Source organism: Pelotomaculum propionicicum (assembly GCF_048984525.1).
Classification (GTDB): domain Bacteria; phylum Bacillota; class Desulfotomaculia; order Desulfotomaculales; family Pelotomaculaceae; genus Syntrophopropionicum; species Syntrophopropionicum propionicicum_A.
Window position 1 is genome coordinate 82,335 of the sequence record NZ_JBMGJC010000001.1, and the last position, 14,873, is coordinate 97,207.

The following is a 14,873-nucleotide window of genomic DNA, read 5'->3' on the forward strand; positions in this document are numbered from 1 at the left end:
CAGTTATCTCCACCGCCTGCCGATATAGGCAGCCAGGTCCACGACCCTGTTTGAATATCCCCACTCATTGTCATACCACGCCACGACCTTTGCCAGAATGCCGTCCACAACCATTGTCGACAGGCTGTCCACTATTGATGAGTGGCGGTTGCCGTTGAAATCGCGTGACACCAGGGGCAGTTCGCAAAACTGCATGACGCCCTTTAGCGGTCCTGACGCGGCATTTTTTAGCTCGCCGTTTATTTCTTCTACTGAAGCCGGTTTTGCCAGTTCCGCCACCAGGTCCACAACGGAAACATTAGGTGTGGGAACACGCATGGACAGCCCGTTCAGTTTTCCTTTCAGCTCCGGTATTACAAGCGCAACAGCTTTTGCCGCGCCGGTGGTTGTCGGAATAATGGACATCGCCGCGGCCCTCGCCCGCCGGAGGTCCTTGTGAGGCAGATCTAAAATTTGTTGGTCATTGGTGTAAGAGTGGACTGTAGTCATTAGACCGCGCACCACGCCAAACTTATCGTGTATGACCTTGACAACCGGCGCCAGGCCGTTTGTGGTGCATGAAGCATTTGAAATTATATGGTGTTTTTCCGGATCATATTTATCCTCATTAACACCCATCACTATCGTTATATCTTCATTTTTAGCGGGGGCGCTGATTAAGACTTTCTTAGCGCCGCCGTTCATATGTTTTGAGGCCCCTTCCCGGTCAGTAAAGCGGCCGCTGGATTCGATCACCACCTCAACGCCATATTCGCCCCACGGGATGGCGCCTGGGTCCGGTATAGCGAAAGCCTTGATGTCTTTGCCGTTTACCCTGAATTCCCTTTCTTCGTTGGCGTAAATTTCAGCTTCAAGAGTCCCGTGCACGGAATCATACTGCAGCAGGTGGGCGAGAGTACAGGCATTGGTAAGGTCATTAACAGCCACAATTTCAATTTCATTACTGTCCATAGCCGCCCTGAAAACATTTCTGCCTATCCGGCCAAAACCGTTAATTCCTACCTTTAGCGCCATAAGAAAAATACCTCCTGTTCTTAATATTTTAGACTGCCCAATGAAATAGAGATATACTATTGAAATAATATGGTAATAAATGATGGCAGGTTTTGCCTGTAAGAACTATTAATAAATAATAACATTTTTAGTCGAAATTTATATACAAAAAAAATAAATATGTTTTAATAAAATAATATTATTATGTCCCAATATTACCCGAGTGGTCAAAAATGACGCTTGAATGGATAATTATGAGTCTTAATAGCATTGTATTTTATTCAAAATCCTGTATACTGAATTCATAATGCTATAATCCAGAATTATGTATTAAATTTTGGGGGGAAGACTCATCATGCATCCTTTTATTCAGCCGGTTCAAGCCTCAAAAATGATTGTTAACCCGAGCCTGAAACAGTTGAGGGAAATGGCCAGCCCGGAAGAGAAAACTACATGTTTCGGCAGTGCCAGCTTCATTTCAAAGGTAAGGAACCGGAGCGCCAAAAGCACCTACATACTCGACGGTGACTACCTGGGGGTGGACCAGCACGGAATTCCGCTGTCCAAAGAAAAAGAAATAGCGTCCAGGGTTTATGAATACCTGAGAAAAAAAGAAGTAATCAGCTTGACCCGAAAACTTGGCAATAACCCAAGCTTCGACCTGAATTGCAGATTATACATTACAAAGGAATATGCCCGCATCCCGTTTATGTGGTACAACATGCTTTTCGATCCTGACCTGACGAAATCTGAGCCGGATCTGATCAGCGTCTATGTGCCGGAATGGCCGGAGCGGGTTATTTTTGTGCACCCGGAAGCCGGCATAACCTTTATCCTCGGCACTGACTATTTCGGTGAAGTAAAGAAATCATTTTTAAGAATGGCGTTATATATGTGGAAAAAACGGGGCGGACTTGGTTTTCACGCGGGAAGCAAGGTCTTAAGAGTCCGTACCGCCAAAGGCGCCCTGGAGGATATCGGCTTTATCCTGTTTGGCCTGAGCGGGACAGGCAAGACTTCTCTTACCATCCACGACCACGGGCTGACGGGCGAGGAGACAGTCTTTATCAGGCAGGACGATATGGTTATGATGGACGAAAGGGGATACTGCTTCGGCACTGAAAACGGTTTTTATATTAAGACAGAGGGGCTGGAGCCAACCCAGAAAGTATTGTACGACGCCGCCATATCCCCCAACGCTATCCTGGAAAACGTAAAGGTTTTTGAAGACGGCAGCGTGGACTTCACCAACTCTGAGCTTACTTCCAACGGCCGGGCGGTCATTAAAAGGTGCGAAGTGGCCGACACGGACAACAGAATTGACCTGGACAAGGCCAACCGGATCATTTTTATCACCAGGAGAGACGACATTATTCCAACAGTGGCTAAACTAAACCCCGAACAGGCAGCGGCATACTTCATGCTGGGCGAGTCAATTGAGACTTCCGCCGGAGACCCGACACGCGCCGGAGAATCAAAGCGCGAGGTGGGGACAAATCCGTTCATGATCGGCAAGGAATCCGAGGAAGGGAACAGGCTTCTGAGCATTCTCAGAAAGAACCCGGATATTGAATGCTACCTGTTAAACACCGGAAGCGTCGGCAAGGGCGGTAAAATGCCGGGTGAAAAGATCTCTATCAAAATATCGACTGCCTTAATGAAACACATTGCCAAAGGCGATATCAGGTGGGCCGTTGACCCTGACTGGCACTACCTGGTACCGGTGGAGATGCCGGAGATCGACATTGCCAGATATAACCCAATTAACTATTTCGATAAGTCGGATTATCAGGACCGGGTTTCAAAACTCCGCGCGGAACGACTTTGCTGGCTGAATAAGTATAAAGGTCTGAAAGACGAAATTGTTGAGGCAATAAAATAAATTATGGAAAGAAGAAACGGCCTGATAAGGCCGTTTCTTCTTTCCATAGTACTCTTAAAAGGCCATTTTTGTTTTTTACACTTGAGAGCAGGAAGAGGGAGACATAAAGTTGAATTATTGTTTATCGTAAAATGGGAGGTAAGAGTGCTATGCCGATAAAAAAATATTTGTGCCTGGCTGCGGTGCTGATACTGCTTGCCGTCAGCGGCTGCGCCGGGGAAAAGTCTTCCGGGATGAAAATCGGCCTGCTGCCGAATGTTGAATCCCTGCCTTTCTATGCAGCTTTAGAAAAAGGTTACCTGAACGATGAGGGTATAAATGTTGAGCTGGTGGTTTTCGAAAGCGCAGTGGAAAGAGACAGCGCTATTCAGGCCGGCGAGGTCGACGGCGCCCTGGGGGATATCCTGGCGGTTGCCGCTCTGAACAACAGCGGCGCGCCTGTCAAGATAGTGTCCCTGGCCCTTGGTGAAACAGGAAGGGAAGGAAGGTTTGCTGTCCTATCTTCACCGGAATCCGGCATCACCAGGCCGGACCAGCTGATAAATATACCTGTGTCAATATCAACAAACTCAATAATTGAATATGTGACTGACAATCTTTTAAAAGACGCCGGTCTAAAGCCTGATGAAATAAAAAAAGAAGCCATACCGAAAATACCGGTCCGGTATAACCTGTTGATGGAAAATAAAATAAAGGCCGCCTGTCTTCCCGATCCCCAGGCAGCCCTGGCTGAAAGCAAAGGCGCCCGGCTGGTGTTGGACGATACTTCTTCGAACCTGTCCCAGACAGTAATATACTTCAGTGACAAATACCTGGATAAAAATAGTAAGTCCGTGCAGAAATTCTTAAACGCGTATGCCAGGGCGGCAAAGGATATAAACGATAACCCGGCTGCTTTCAAAGATCTGCTGATAGAAAAGGCCCGCGTGCCGAAAGAAGCGGTTGAAGTCTTTACCATGGATCACTACCCTGCGCCCAGGCTTCCGGAAAAAGAACAGGTAGACCGGGTTGTAAGCTGGATGTCGTCCAAGGGACTGATAAAAACGCATTTTACTTATGAGGATCTGGCCCGGACGGATCTTCTCCCCACCAGATAGCATGATCAAAGTTGAAGATCTTGAAGTGGTATACCAAAATAAAAACAGCCGCTTAGTCGCCCTTAGTGATGTAGACTTCGACCTGTCTGATGGAAAGACATGCGCCATTATCGGGCCGTCCGGCTGCGGTAAAAGCACCCTTTTATATGTGCTGGCCGGCCTGATGAAACAACACAGGGGGTCTGTCTCCATCAATAATGAGCCCGTGCGCCCAAACAGGCGGGAAACCGCTTTAATCCTGCAGGATTACGGTCTCCTGCCATGGAAGACCGCCTTCCAAAACACCTCGCTGGGCCTGGAAATCAGGGGTGTTTCCCGCGATGACAAGTATGCTGCCGTCAAGGAGGCAATGACCGAACTGGGAATCTGGGATTTCAGATATCACTATCCGGCCCAGTTGAGCGGCGGGCAGCGCCAGCGGGTGGCCATAGCCCGCTCTCTCACCCTGAAGCCCAACCTTTTCCTGATGGACGAGCCATTTTCGTCCCTTGACGCCCTGACCAGGGAAGCCCTTCAGGACACCCTGCTGGAATTCTGGAAGAAAAAAAAGGCCGCCATAGTGCTGGTTACGCACAGTATTGAGGAGGCGGTTTTCCTGGGCCAAAAAATACTGATTTTCTCTAAAAGCCCGGGCAGGATTTTGAACGTTGTTGAAAACAATGAAATGGGCGACCACAGTTACCGGAACAAGCCCTTGTTTTACCAGCGCTGCTCACTGGTCCGCGAGATGATCGAGAGAGGTGCCTGAGGTTGCCTAAAAACAATAATTTAAAAAAAATAAACGATTATATTATCGCCATCTTCATCCTGTTAATAATCTGGGAGATAACCTCACTCTGGTTAAATAGACCCTACTTCCCCGGTCCCTGGACAGCCCTGGCGGCTTTCGGCCAGGAACTCGGCAAAGACCTGGGACAGCACCTTCTGGTAAGCACCGCCAGAGTGCTGGTAAGCCTGGTGACGGCGCTTCTTCCCGCTGTTTTGCTGGGAATGGTCCTGGGCCACGTGGAAAGTCTTGACCGATTCGCGGCGCCGCTTATTTACCTGACTTACCCGGTGCCAAAAATAATATTCCTGCCTCTCGTTGTTACCCTGATGGGGCTTGGCAACCTGTCAAAAATATTTCTGATATGGATTGTTGTGTTTTTTCAGATCCTTGTCACAACCAGGGACGCGTCAAGGCAGGTCAGTAAAAGTATGGTCGATTCAGTGCTTTCCCTGGGGGCATGCCGGCGCCAGATTTACTATCACGTTATTTTTCCGGCCTGCCTGCCAAAAATATTAACCGCGCTTAGAATAAGCCTGGGCACTGCGATTGCAATCCTGTTTTTTTCTGAAACTGTTGCCAACACCGGGGGGTATGGCGGTATAGGGTACTTTGTGATGGAGGCGTGGGCGAGACTGGAATGGAACGACATGTTCGCCGGCATTATAGCCATGGGAATTATGGGTTTTGTCCTCTATCTTTTCCTGGACTGGCTGGAAAAAAAGATTTGCCCGTGGGAGTTTCTGTAAAATCAGGCGCACATGGATAAGAGGACCTGCGTTAATAGGGGGGGAAGAGGCATTTGAAATGCGGTGTCCTGTTTGATTTTGACGATACACTGGTTGAGACCACCATCCATTTTAATGCCGCCAAGGAAAAGTTCGCCGGCATAATGTCGTGCCTGGACTTCCCGGCAGAGGAAGCGCTGGAGGTCCTCAACCGGAATGATATAAGGAATGTCAGGCAGTGCGGCGGCTTTTTCAAAGAATGCTTCCCGCGCGCCCTGGGCGAAACATACGAATATTACTGTAAAATTTTCAACCGCGAAATGGACCTGGCCTTGAAAAAAGAGATCGAGGACCTGGGCTGGCAGGTTTACGAACAGCCCGCGGAACCGGTTAAAGACGCGGGCATGGTCCTGGAAAGCCTGCAACGCAGGTACCCGCTCTATCTGGCAACGCGGGGAGAGCTGTCAGTTCAGGAAGCCAGGCTGGAACAAAGCGGGTTGGCGCGCTGGTTCAAAAAGATTTATGTGCTGTCTGAAAAAAATTGTGCCGCCTACCGGCAAATAGCCCTGGAGCAGCGGCTCACACCACAGTCATCCTGGGTTGTCGGCAACAGCATGAAGTCGGATGTAAACCCGGCTCTCAGGGCGGGCTTTAAAAGTATCTATATATATCATCCTCACACGTGGGACTACGAAGACGAAGAACCCATCGGGGGTCATGTGAATGTTGACAGCCTGCTGGACGTGCTGAGTATAATTTGTTAATAAATACTTCAGGTGGACAAAGTTACGGCATATGCCATAAAATAAGAAAGTGACAGAAGGAAGAGGCCGGATCTTATGACGAAAGGCAACGAAAATATTATAAAATGCGACCATAAAGTTAACATAACCGCAACCTTTGGAGCCGACCTGGTACTGGAGGGGTTTACATCTGTTCCCAATACGCTGATTAAGGTTTACAGCCGTATTGGCATCACTGATTTTCAAATGATACTCCTGATCCATTTAATCAGGTTTAAAGTGGAAGAAAAGGAATACTACCCGGACCCGGAGGCAATCGCCGAGGTCATGGAGACAAATCCCGCCAGGATAAAAAAAGAACTGGCTGACTTGTTGGAAAAAGATATTATTGCAGTCAGTGAATACTACAATAAAAAGAATAATGTGATATTCGAAGGATATGATTTCGAGCCGCTGTTTCTAAAAGTTTCAGACGTATGGGCCAGTACCAGGGCCAGAGAAATTGCGGAATCGGAAAATCTGATCAAAGCGGCTGCCCTGGACCATGATTTTTTAAACATAAAATTACGTGACAAACCTACAGGATTAGTTTCCACATTTGAAAAGGAATTCGGCAGGCCGCTGTCTCCTATAGAAGTGGACCAAATTCAGCAATGGGCGGGAGAAGTGGAGGCATTTCTTGTAATTGAAGCACTAAAAAGGGCGGTGCTGAGAGGAAAGCACAACTTTAAATATATTAACAGCATCCTGATGGAATGGAAAAAGAACAACCTCCAAACGCTTGAAGCTATTGGGGAATACGAACGTGATTTTCTGAAGCGGCGCTCGGCGAGAGGCGCTCTGAAAAAAAACCAGGATGGCTCCGCAAATGGAACGCAGGATGGCGGGAAAGACTCAAGAGAAAAAGCTTTTATCAGATCGCTGTATAGAAAAGGTTAAATATAAATATTTACCCGAATTTCAATGCAATCATTGTCAGAAAGGAAGGTAAAATCTTTGTGGCCTGCGAGATATGTGGCGACCGGGGCATAATACTTGAAGGAGAGGCCGCCGTTCCCTGCGGCTGTGTGAAACTGGCGAAAATTAAAAACCTGATCAAAAATGCGAACCTGCCGGAAAAGTATATCGGCTGTTCACTGGATGTTTTTAGTTTTAAATATTATCCTAAAGACGTAATTGATCCGGAAACAGGCCTTTCCTGCCTTGAACTGGCTAAAATTGCCCACAGGGCAGCGGGGGATTTTATTCAAAGGTTTTTAAAGGACCCCAAAACCGACGGTTTGTTGTTTGCCGGTATGGTCGGCAGCGGGAAGACCCACCTCGCCTGCAGCATTGCCAACGCTTTAATTAAGCACGGGCGTTTGGTGCTTTTTGTAGAGGTATCCGACTTGCTGGACAGGATACGTTCAACCTATGACCCTGGCCGGAGCCCTGACGACCTTTCTGAATTTCAGCTGCTGGACACCGCCAGACAGGTGCCCCTGCTGATACTGGATGACCTGGGTGCGCATAACTACACGGAATGGACTAAAAACAAGATCTATTCCATAATAAATTATCGCTTAAACCAGCGCCTTCCTGTAATTGTCACAACCAATATTAAACTTGACGATATTACTGAATACCTGGGAGAAAGGACGACATCCAGGCTGTTGGAAATGTGCAGTTCTTACCGGCTGACGGTCGACATCGATATACGCGCGGTGAGGCGAAAAGAAAAGGATTTAAAGTATTAATACCGGCGCAACTGTCCTAAATCGCCACCTTAAATGGTGGCCTTTATTTTTCCGCTGGGGCTCAATAAATTGACTGTATGAGCCTTTACCATCTTTACAAGGTGGTATTTTATTCTTTTATATGCAGATAATATTATACGCGGCTAAAAATGTATGTATATAAAAATTTTCGCTGTGCAAAAATACTCTCTGGAATCGGGAAAGGAGGAAATAATGAAAAAACTGGTTCACAAGAACGTTTTAAGACTGGCCGTATTTTTAATTGCAGCGATATTTGCCTTAAATGTATTCGCGCCGGTTGGCGAGTGTTCACAGAGCACAGAAGACACATCTATTCACTGTACCGATTCCGATGTGGAAAAACATACTGTCCGGGACGGCGACACTCTTTACGACATAGCGTCGGAATACCGGATTGCGCTTGACGAGTTAATTAAAGCCAACCAGCTGAAAGACAGCATGATTTTACCCGGACAAACCCTCTTATTGCCGGCTGAGGCGGCCGCTGCCGAGAGCAGGTCACGTATAAATTTATCAACGGAGGAAATGATGCTTCTGGCCAGGCTGATCCATGCCGAAGCAAGAGGTGAAAGCTTTGAAGGGCAGGTGGCAGTGGGCGCGGTTATTTTAAACAGGCTGGCCAGCCCGCATTTCCCCAAAACCATACATGATGTGGTTTTTCAGAGGAGTAAACATGTCTACCAGTTTTCTCCCGTTGGTGACGGATCTATCAACCTGGAGCCAGATGATAGAGCTGTCAGGGCAGCAATTGAGGCCATATCCGGGGAAGACCCCAGCAGGGGGGCGCTCTTTTTCTACAATCCTGATATCAGCGCTGATAAATGGATCAGGACGCTGCCTGTGATCACCAGGATTGGGAACCATGTTTTCGCGACCAGCTATTAAGAATGACGGACACTTTCACAATAAGGTAGGTGCGGCTTCAGCCGCACAACGGTCGGATAAATCCGACCCTACAGGAATTCCCGCATTCTCACGACTCGCTACTCACGTCCCACGACCCAAATATTTTTTGAGGCGACCTTACACGGTAGCCTCAGATACTTTTTTATTCTCAAAGCTGAGCCCTTTTACCTGCACATTGACCGTTTTAACCTGCAGCCCGGTCATTTCCTCCACGGCAACTATAACCCGCTCCTGGATCTCCGCGGCTACCAGGTGCAGCGGATAGCCGAATGTCAGCACAGGGGCAATATCAATGTTAACAATGCCCTCCTGTTCGACGTGTATATTGATTTTCCCGGCCTGGCTGACGCCTGCCACTGAACTGGCGGCATGTCCGGCGATAGCCTCAAGGGCGCTGTTGGAAATGGACAGCTTGCCGTGATAAGTAAATGTCGGGCGGATAATTGACTGCTCCAGCCAGTCCTTTTTGCCGGAAACGCCTCTTTTTTTTAAAAACACCTGCAGCGGGTCAACAAGCGTACCGGGGAAGCTCCTTTTTACCTCCAGGGTGGGAGCGGGAATAACATGCTTGCTGAACTGTGTCCGCTGATATTTTGCTTTCCTGATTTCCTTTTCGCTGGCGATATCCTCGATATTCAGAATTTGGGAAGGGGCGGGCAGTCCCAGCCTGGCTGCTATTTTTTCGGTCATTTCCTGTGATGTGCCCAGTATCAGCACTTTATCAGGAGCTAAGTCTGATAGAGCTTTTTTAATTTCCTGGACTTTATTTTCATCTATAAAGAGAGCTGATTTGATCGCTCCAATTCTTGTCGGCTGCCGTTTGGCTGATGAACCCGCGAGGATGCGGTTCCCCTGGATCAAAATACCGTCGTCAATAATAGCCTGCGCTTCCAGTTGGTGGGCTATGTTTGCCGCCCTGTGGCTTTTGCCGGTGCCGCTGGGGCCTACCAGAGATATGACTTGCAATCATGACACCTACTTTAATTTAGTATTATTGTCACTTTTATCATAACATATTCGGGTCTGGCGGCATAGCCGCCGGTATAGATGATATAAATCAGGATAGAGTATTAAAGTTGAATAAAATAACGGAGGTATAAAGTTTGCAGTGTGCAGGAACATAATCGCTGTCATGCTTGTAGTCCTCTCCATCATGTTAGCAGGGTGCTCCGCGGATAAATATTTAAATGCTGTGGTTCCCGCCGCGTCAAAGGTCCTGGACTCAAACGGCGAATTAATTACTTTCATCAGCCAGGAAAACAGGCTGCCGGTAACCCTGGACAATATTTCGCCATATATGAAGCAGGCAGTTATCGCTATTGAGGACTCCCGCTTTTACAGCCACCACGGGATTGATCCGGTGGGCATTACCAGGGCGCTGTACCGGAATATTAGAGCCCGCAGCGTGGTGGAAGGCGGCAGCACCATCACCCAGCAGCTGGCAAAAAACCTTTTTCTTGATCCCCGCCGGACAGCCGGTAGAAAGCTTGAAGAGCTGGTTCTTACAATAGAATTGGAAAGAAAATATACTAAAAATGAAATCCTGGGCATGTATTTGAACGAGATTTATTTCGGTCAGGGAGCTTATGGCATAGAATCAGCCTCCAGAACGTACTTTAATAAGCCGGCGAAAGACCTGGGCCTGGCGGAAAGCGCCATGCTGGCCGGAATACCAAGGGCGCCCAGTATTTACAACCCTTCTGCCAACCCGGCGGCTGCCAGGGAAAGGCAGGTTATCGTACTGGACAGGATGGCCGCCCTCGGCATGGTCGATGAAAAAAAAGCGGAACAGGCTAAAAATCAATATCTGCAGCCATTAAAAGCCCCTGCACAAATTCTGGGCGCACCATATTTTACAAGCGAAATAATAAGGCAGCTGGAACAAAAGTACCAGGACGATCTAGAAACAGTATATTCCGGTGGCCTGACAATATATACCACATTGGATAAAAACATGCAGGACGCCGCTGAAAAGGCCATGGCGGACGGGCTCAGGGGAAAGGACCCCAACCTGAACGGGGCGCTGGTGGCGATTGAGCCAAAAACCGGCCAGATAAAAGCTATGGTGGGCGGTAAGGATTACATCCAGTCTCAATTCAACAGGGCTCTGTCAAAGATTCAGCCGGGATCAACTTTTAAACCATTTTTATACGCTGCAGCTGTTGATCACGGTTATACCGCAGGCACTGTTGTGACATGCGAACAGGTTTCCTTCACCCAGGCCATGGGGAACCCTTACCAGCCGAAAGACTTCCAGGGCGGCTACCACAACCGCCCGTTCACGCTGAAAGAAGCCCTTTATACCTCTGACAATGTAGTGGCGGTGAAGCTGAACGACATGGTGGGTCCGTCTGTCGCTGCGGCTTACGCCAGGCGGATGGGCGTCGCATCGGCAGTGCAGCCTGTTCTTTCTCTGCCTCTGGGCACTTCAGAAGTCACACCTCTTGAAATGGCCGGTGCTTACTCCACCCTGGCAAATGGCGGTCTCAGAAACGAACCTTATTATATCTCAAAAATAACCGACAGTAACGGGCGCATTCTTGAGGAGCACAGGCCACAACCTGAGCGGGCGCTTGATGAAAGGACTTGTTATATTATTACTGATATGCTGACGGGGGTATTAAAGGCGGGCGGCACGGCGCCTGATGTTTATAATTCCGTTAAGAGGCCCGCGGCAGGTAAAACGGGAACAACCGAGAACTTTAAGGACGCCTGGTTTATCGGGTATACTCCAGACCTGGCTGCCTCGGTATATGTAGGTTATGATGAAAAAACCAAAGGATCGGGACAGACGGGATCCCAGGCAGCCGCGCCTGTCTGGTCGATGTTTGTAAAAGAGGCGTTAAAAGAAGTCCCGGCCAGGGAATTCCCGGCGCCCCAGGGTATTGTTAAAGTAAATATTTGCGCTGATGACGGGATGCTGGCGGGGGGGGTAAACACGCGGGCTATAGAAGCGGCCTTTATTAAAGGGACTGAACCTACGGAAATATGTCCTGGAGCGGGAGCGGGTGTATTCATTGAGCAGTTAACGCCGCAAAATAATGGAGAACGCGACAGCCGGTGGCGTATTAATGACCTGGACAGTTACCTGCCTGGCTTTAACCGGCTGAAGATAAGGGAATATCACGGCTCTGATCGATGAAATACACATGTTTATATATAAAAACACTCTTAATCAAAGAAGTTTTTCTTGCGAAAATAAAGGTATGTCACGATAGCCAGCGGGAACAGAGGCGGAGTCATAAAAATCGCCCAGCCTATAATTTCCGATAAAGGCCTGCCTTTTCTGCGCGTGTCTTTAATAACCCAGACCATCGTGGCCAATGATATAAGCACATATACTACAAGGACTGCGTTTGAAAGAACACTTGACTGGGATTCAGGCAAATCATTTTCCCCCTAAAAATAATATTATTGTATTTTTCGACAAGGCTTAACTTAAAACCTTTAACAGCCATTATTAATACTTGACTTTTTAAGTGGACTGTGACAAAATTATTTTTGCGTCATAAAGGTTCAACGGGGCATAGCTCAGTTTGGTAGAGCGCACGGTTCGGGACCGTGAGGTCGCACGTTCAAGTCGTGTTGCCCCGACCATTATTATTAAAATTACCCGCGGAGTAACTCATGTATTCCGCGGGCTTTTTATCTAAAATATTTTCGGGTAATAAACCGGGCCATAAGCTTTCAGTGATAATGCTTACATGTTATAATAAGCTAGTCTGGTTTTCCAGGAAGATCAAATATTTGTGAGGGATGGCTTGTGAATCTTTTAATTATGGGGCCCCCGGGAGCGGGTAAAGGGACCCAGGCCGAAACACTGGTAAAAAAATTGGGAATCACACATATCTCGACCGGTGACATGTTCAGGTCGGCTATTCAGGCTGGCACTGAAATGGGTTTAAAGGCTAAAGAGTATATGGATAAAGGCGAGTTGGTACCAGATTTTGTCGTTGTGGGCATGGTAAAGGAGAGGCTCTCACAACCGGACTGCGCGCGCGGATTTCTTCTGGACGGTTTCCCGCGGAATGTCGTTCAGGCGGAAGAGCTCGATGAAACCCTGAAATCTATCGGGAGCAGCCTTGACGGTGTTATTAATATAGTCGTGCCGCGTGAAAAACTGATCAAGCGGGTTACCGGACGGCGTATCTGCCGCTCCTGCGGGGCAAGCTACCACACATTGTTTAAGAAACCGCGGGTAGATGATATCTGCGACAACTGCGGCGGCGAACTCTACCAGCGCACCGACGATAATGAAACAGCGGTGAAAAACCGTCTTTACGTATATGAGGCGAGCACAACGCCGCTTATTGATTATTATTCAAAAAGAGGGCTCCTCAGGAATATTAACGGAGACCAGGATATTGACAAGGTTATGGAAGACATTTTTAAGAATATATGCAGTTAAAGTTTTCGCTGGGGCGTCGCCAAGCGGTAAGGCACCGGACTCTGACTCCGGCATTACGTTGGTTCAAATCCAGCCGCCCCAGCCATAACTTTTTTATTGTATAAATATATATTTTCCGGGCCATTAGCTCAATTGGTAGAGCAGGCGACTCTTAATCGTCAGGTTAAAGGTTCGAGTCCTTTATGGCCCACCATTTACAAGTCCTTAAAAGGGCTTTTTTTATCATTTATACATCTTACGCGGCGTCAGAATTTTTATTGATTTGGTTGACTTGGATAACAGCGGTAAGATAAGATTGTAAAAATGGCTGGAAGTTCACGTTTGCCAGGAGGGTGAGAATATGGATAAGAGAGATCTAGTAATCATCGGTGGCGGTCCCGCCGGGCTTTCCGCGGGGATTTACGCCGCGAGGGCTTCTATCGACACCGTCCTTTTGGAACGGGGGGTTCCCGGCGGCCTTGTGATCAGCACCCACTTAATAGAAAATTATCCTGGTTTCAGCGAAGGTATTAGCGGACCGGATTTAATGATCCAGATGGAAAACCAGGCCAGACGTTTTGGAGTCGATATTTCATCAGCTAATGTGCAAAGGATAGAAATTGACGAAAGAAAATTTACTCTGCTGACTGATCACGGCGGGATTGAAACCGGCGCGATTATCCTGGCCACAGGCGTGCAGCCGCAGCTGCTGGGCGTGAAAGGAGAAAAAGAACTGATAGGCCGCGGCGTTTCCTACTGCGCGACCTGCGACGGGGCCTTTTTCCGCGGTAAAAAAGTAGCGGTGGTCGGAGGCGGCGACGCCGCGGTGGAAGAAGCTATCTTTCTGACCAGGTTCGCGGAAAAGGTTTATATAATCCACCGCAGGGGTGAGCTGCGCGCGACTAAAATAGTACAGCACAGGGCGTTTCAGAATCCGAAGATTGAATTTATCTGGCATGGCGTGGTCGATCAGATCCTTGGCACAAATTCGGTGGAAGGAATCAATGTCAGGGATGTCCGGGACAACAGCAAATCGTTATTAGCCGTCGACGGTGTGTTTATTTATATTGGCAGCACCCCAAATTCTTTTTTATTGAAAGAACATGTAAAAACTGATGATAAGGGTTATATAATAACGGATGAAAATATGCTGACTTCGCAAAAGGGTATTTACGCGGCCGGAGATGTTCGCCAGAAGCTGCTCCGCCAGGTGGTAACCGCTGTGGCCGATGGCGCCATAGCAGCTGTTGCAGCGGAAAAATACCTGGCTGAAATAATATTTTAGTCTAAAATTATGAGACATTCATTTGTGCTGATGTGCAAGAAGAAAGAAATTAAAACAAAAGACATAATTAACATGATTTAAATCGATTAACATGATTTAAAAACATATTATGTTTTAATTTAATATTCTATTTAAAATCATGTTAATTCAGTCAAATTGTTTAAGGTGAAATGCCAGACTTATATAATATACTGGATTGGATTTTCATATATTTTTATATTTATGTTTATAGCTTTTATTAGCAAAATGGATATTTCTTTAAAGGATTATCCTGTTTTGCGAAGAATTTATAGAATAAATAGATTTATTTTTCTGACTTTACCATTTTT

At 47.5% G+C, this 14,873-nt stretch carries 14 protein-coding genes and 3 tRNA genes; 14 read left to right on the plus strand and 3 right to left on the minus strand.

The window, feature by feature from the left end; translation table 11 throughout:
* Positions 1–3: 3 nt before the first annotated feature.
* Positions 4–1,014: a type I glyceraldehyde-3-phosphate dehydrogenase gene (gap, locus tag ACOBQJ_RS00470; RefSeq protein ID WP_421069747.1), complete on the minus strand. Its 1,011-nt coding sequence runs from the start codon at positions 1,012–1,014 to the stop codon at positions 4–6.
* A gap of 334 nt (positions 1,015–1,348) precedes the next feature.
* Between gap and ACOBQJ_RS00475 the strand changes: the two genes are divergently transcribed.
* The 8 genes from ACOBQJ_RS00475 (at position 1,349) to ACOBQJ_RS00510 (ending at position 8,851) form a co-directional block, all read left to right on the plus strand.
* Entirely contained in the window at positions 1,349–2,875 is a 1,527-nt protein-coding gene (locus tag ACOBQJ_RS00475) for a phosphoenolpyruvate carboxykinase (ATP) (RefSeq protein ID WP_421069748.1), read from the plus strand.
* A 149-nt stretch (positions 2,876–3,024) separates the two neighbouring features.
* Positions 3,025–3,972, plus strand: coding sequence for an ABC transporter substrate-binding protein (locus tag ACOBQJ_RS00480; protein WP_421069749.1), 948 nt, complete (start codon positions 3,025–3,027; stop codon positions 3,970–3,972).
* A 1-nt stretch (position 3,973) separates the two neighbouring features.
* The gene (locus ACOBQJ_RS00485; RefSeq protein ID WP_421069750.1) at positions 3,974–4,720 is read left to right on the plus strand and encodes an ABC transporter ATP-binding protein; all 747 of its coding nucleotides are present in this window, start codon (positions 3,974–3,976) and stop codon (positions 4,718–4,720) included.
* A 2-nt stretch (positions 4,721–4,722) separates the two neighbouring features.
* Complete coding sequence (locus ACOBQJ_RS00490) at positions 4,723–5,487, plus strand: ABC transporter permease (RefSeq protein WP_421069751.1); 765 nt, start codon at positions 4,723–4,725, stop codon at positions 5,485–5,487.
* 53 nt (positions 5,488–5,540) lie between these two features.
* The gene (locus ACOBQJ_RS00495) at positions 5,541–6,230 is read left to right on the plus strand and encodes an HAD hydrolase-like protein (protein WP_421069752.1); all 690 of its coding nucleotides are present in this window, start codon (positions 5,541–5,543) and stop codon (positions 6,228–6,230) included.
* A gap of 75 nt (positions 6,231–6,305) precedes the next feature.
* Entirely contained in the window at positions 6,306–7,148 is an 843-nt protein-coding gene (locus ACOBQJ_RS00500) for a DnaD domain-containing protein (RefSeq protein WP_421069753.1), read from the plus strand.
* A gap of 59 nt (positions 7,149–7,207) precedes the next feature.
* Positions 7,208–7,945: an ATP-binding protein gene (locus ACOBQJ_RS00505; protein ID WP_421069754.1), complete on the plus strand. Its 738-nt coding sequence runs from the start codon at positions 7,208–7,210 to the stop codon at positions 7,943–7,945.
* A gap of 213 nt (positions 7,946–8,158) precedes the next feature.
* On the plus strand, positions 8,159–8,851 hold the full coding sequence (locus ACOBQJ_RS00510) for a cell wall hydrolase (RefSeq protein ID WP_421069755.1): 693 nt from the start codon (positions 8,159–8,161) through the stop codon (positions 8,849–8,851).
* 138 nt (positions 8,852–8,989) lie between these two features.
* Here ACOBQJ_RS00510 and ACOBQJ_RS00515 read toward each other — a convergent pair whose 3' ends face one another.
* Positions 8,990–9,838, minus strand: a complete 849-nt coding sequence (locus ACOBQJ_RS00515) for an Asp23/Gls24 family envelope stress response protein (protein WP_421069756.1) — start codon at positions 9,836–9,838, stop codon at positions 8,990–8,992.
* Positions 9,839–9,980: 142 nt separating this feature from the next.
* Here ACOBQJ_RS00515 and ACOBQJ_RS00520 point away from each other — a divergent pair, with 142 nt between their 5' ends.
* Positions 9,981–12,014, plus strand: coding sequence for a transglycosylase domain-containing protein (locus ACOBQJ_RS00520; RefSeq protein ID WP_421069757.1), 2,034 nt, complete (start codon positions 9,981–9,983; stop codon positions 12,012–12,014).
* A gap of 29 nt (positions 12,015–12,043) precedes the next feature.
* Here the strand turns inward: ACOBQJ_RS00520 and ACOBQJ_RS00525 are convergent, their stop codons facing one another.
* Complete coding sequence (locus ACOBQJ_RS00525) at positions 12,044–12,259, minus strand: hypothetical protein (RefSeq protein WP_421069758.1); 216 nt, start codon at positions 12,257–12,259, stop codon at positions 12,044–12,046.
* Between the two features lie 133 nt (positions 12,260–12,392).
* On the opposite strand from ACOBQJ_RS00525, the gene ACOBQJ_RS00530 reads away from it, so the two are divergent.
* The 5 genes from ACOBQJ_RS00530 to trxB all read left to right on the plus strand — a co-directional run bounded on the left by ACOBQJ_RS00530 (position 12,393) and on the right by trxB (position 14,544).
* A tRNA-Pro gene (locus ACOBQJ_RS00530) sits at positions 12,393–12,469 on the plus strand.
* A gap of 166 nt (positions 12,470–12,635) precedes the next feature.
* Entirely contained in the window at positions 12,636–13,280 is a 645-nt protein-coding gene (locus tag ACOBQJ_RS00535) for an adenylate kinase (RefSeq protein WP_421069759.1), read from the plus strand.
* A gap of 9 nt (positions 13,281–13,289) precedes the next feature.
* Positions 13,290–13,365 (plus strand) — tRNA-Gln (locus ACOBQJ_RS00540).
* Between the two features lie 32 nt (positions 13,366–13,397).
* Positions 13,398–13,473, plus strand: a tRNA-Lys gene (locus tag ACOBQJ_RS00545).
* Positions 13,474–13,620: 147 nt separating this feature from the next.
* Positions 13,621–14,544 carry a thioredoxin-disulfide reductase gene (trxB, locus tag ACOBQJ_RS00550; protein ID WP_421069760.1) on the plus strand — a complete coding sequence of 308 codons (924 nt, stop codon included), beginning with the start codon at positions 13,621–13,623 and terminating at the stop codon, positions 14,542–14,544.
* The last annotated feature ends 329 nt before the right edge of the window (positions 14,545–14,873 follow it).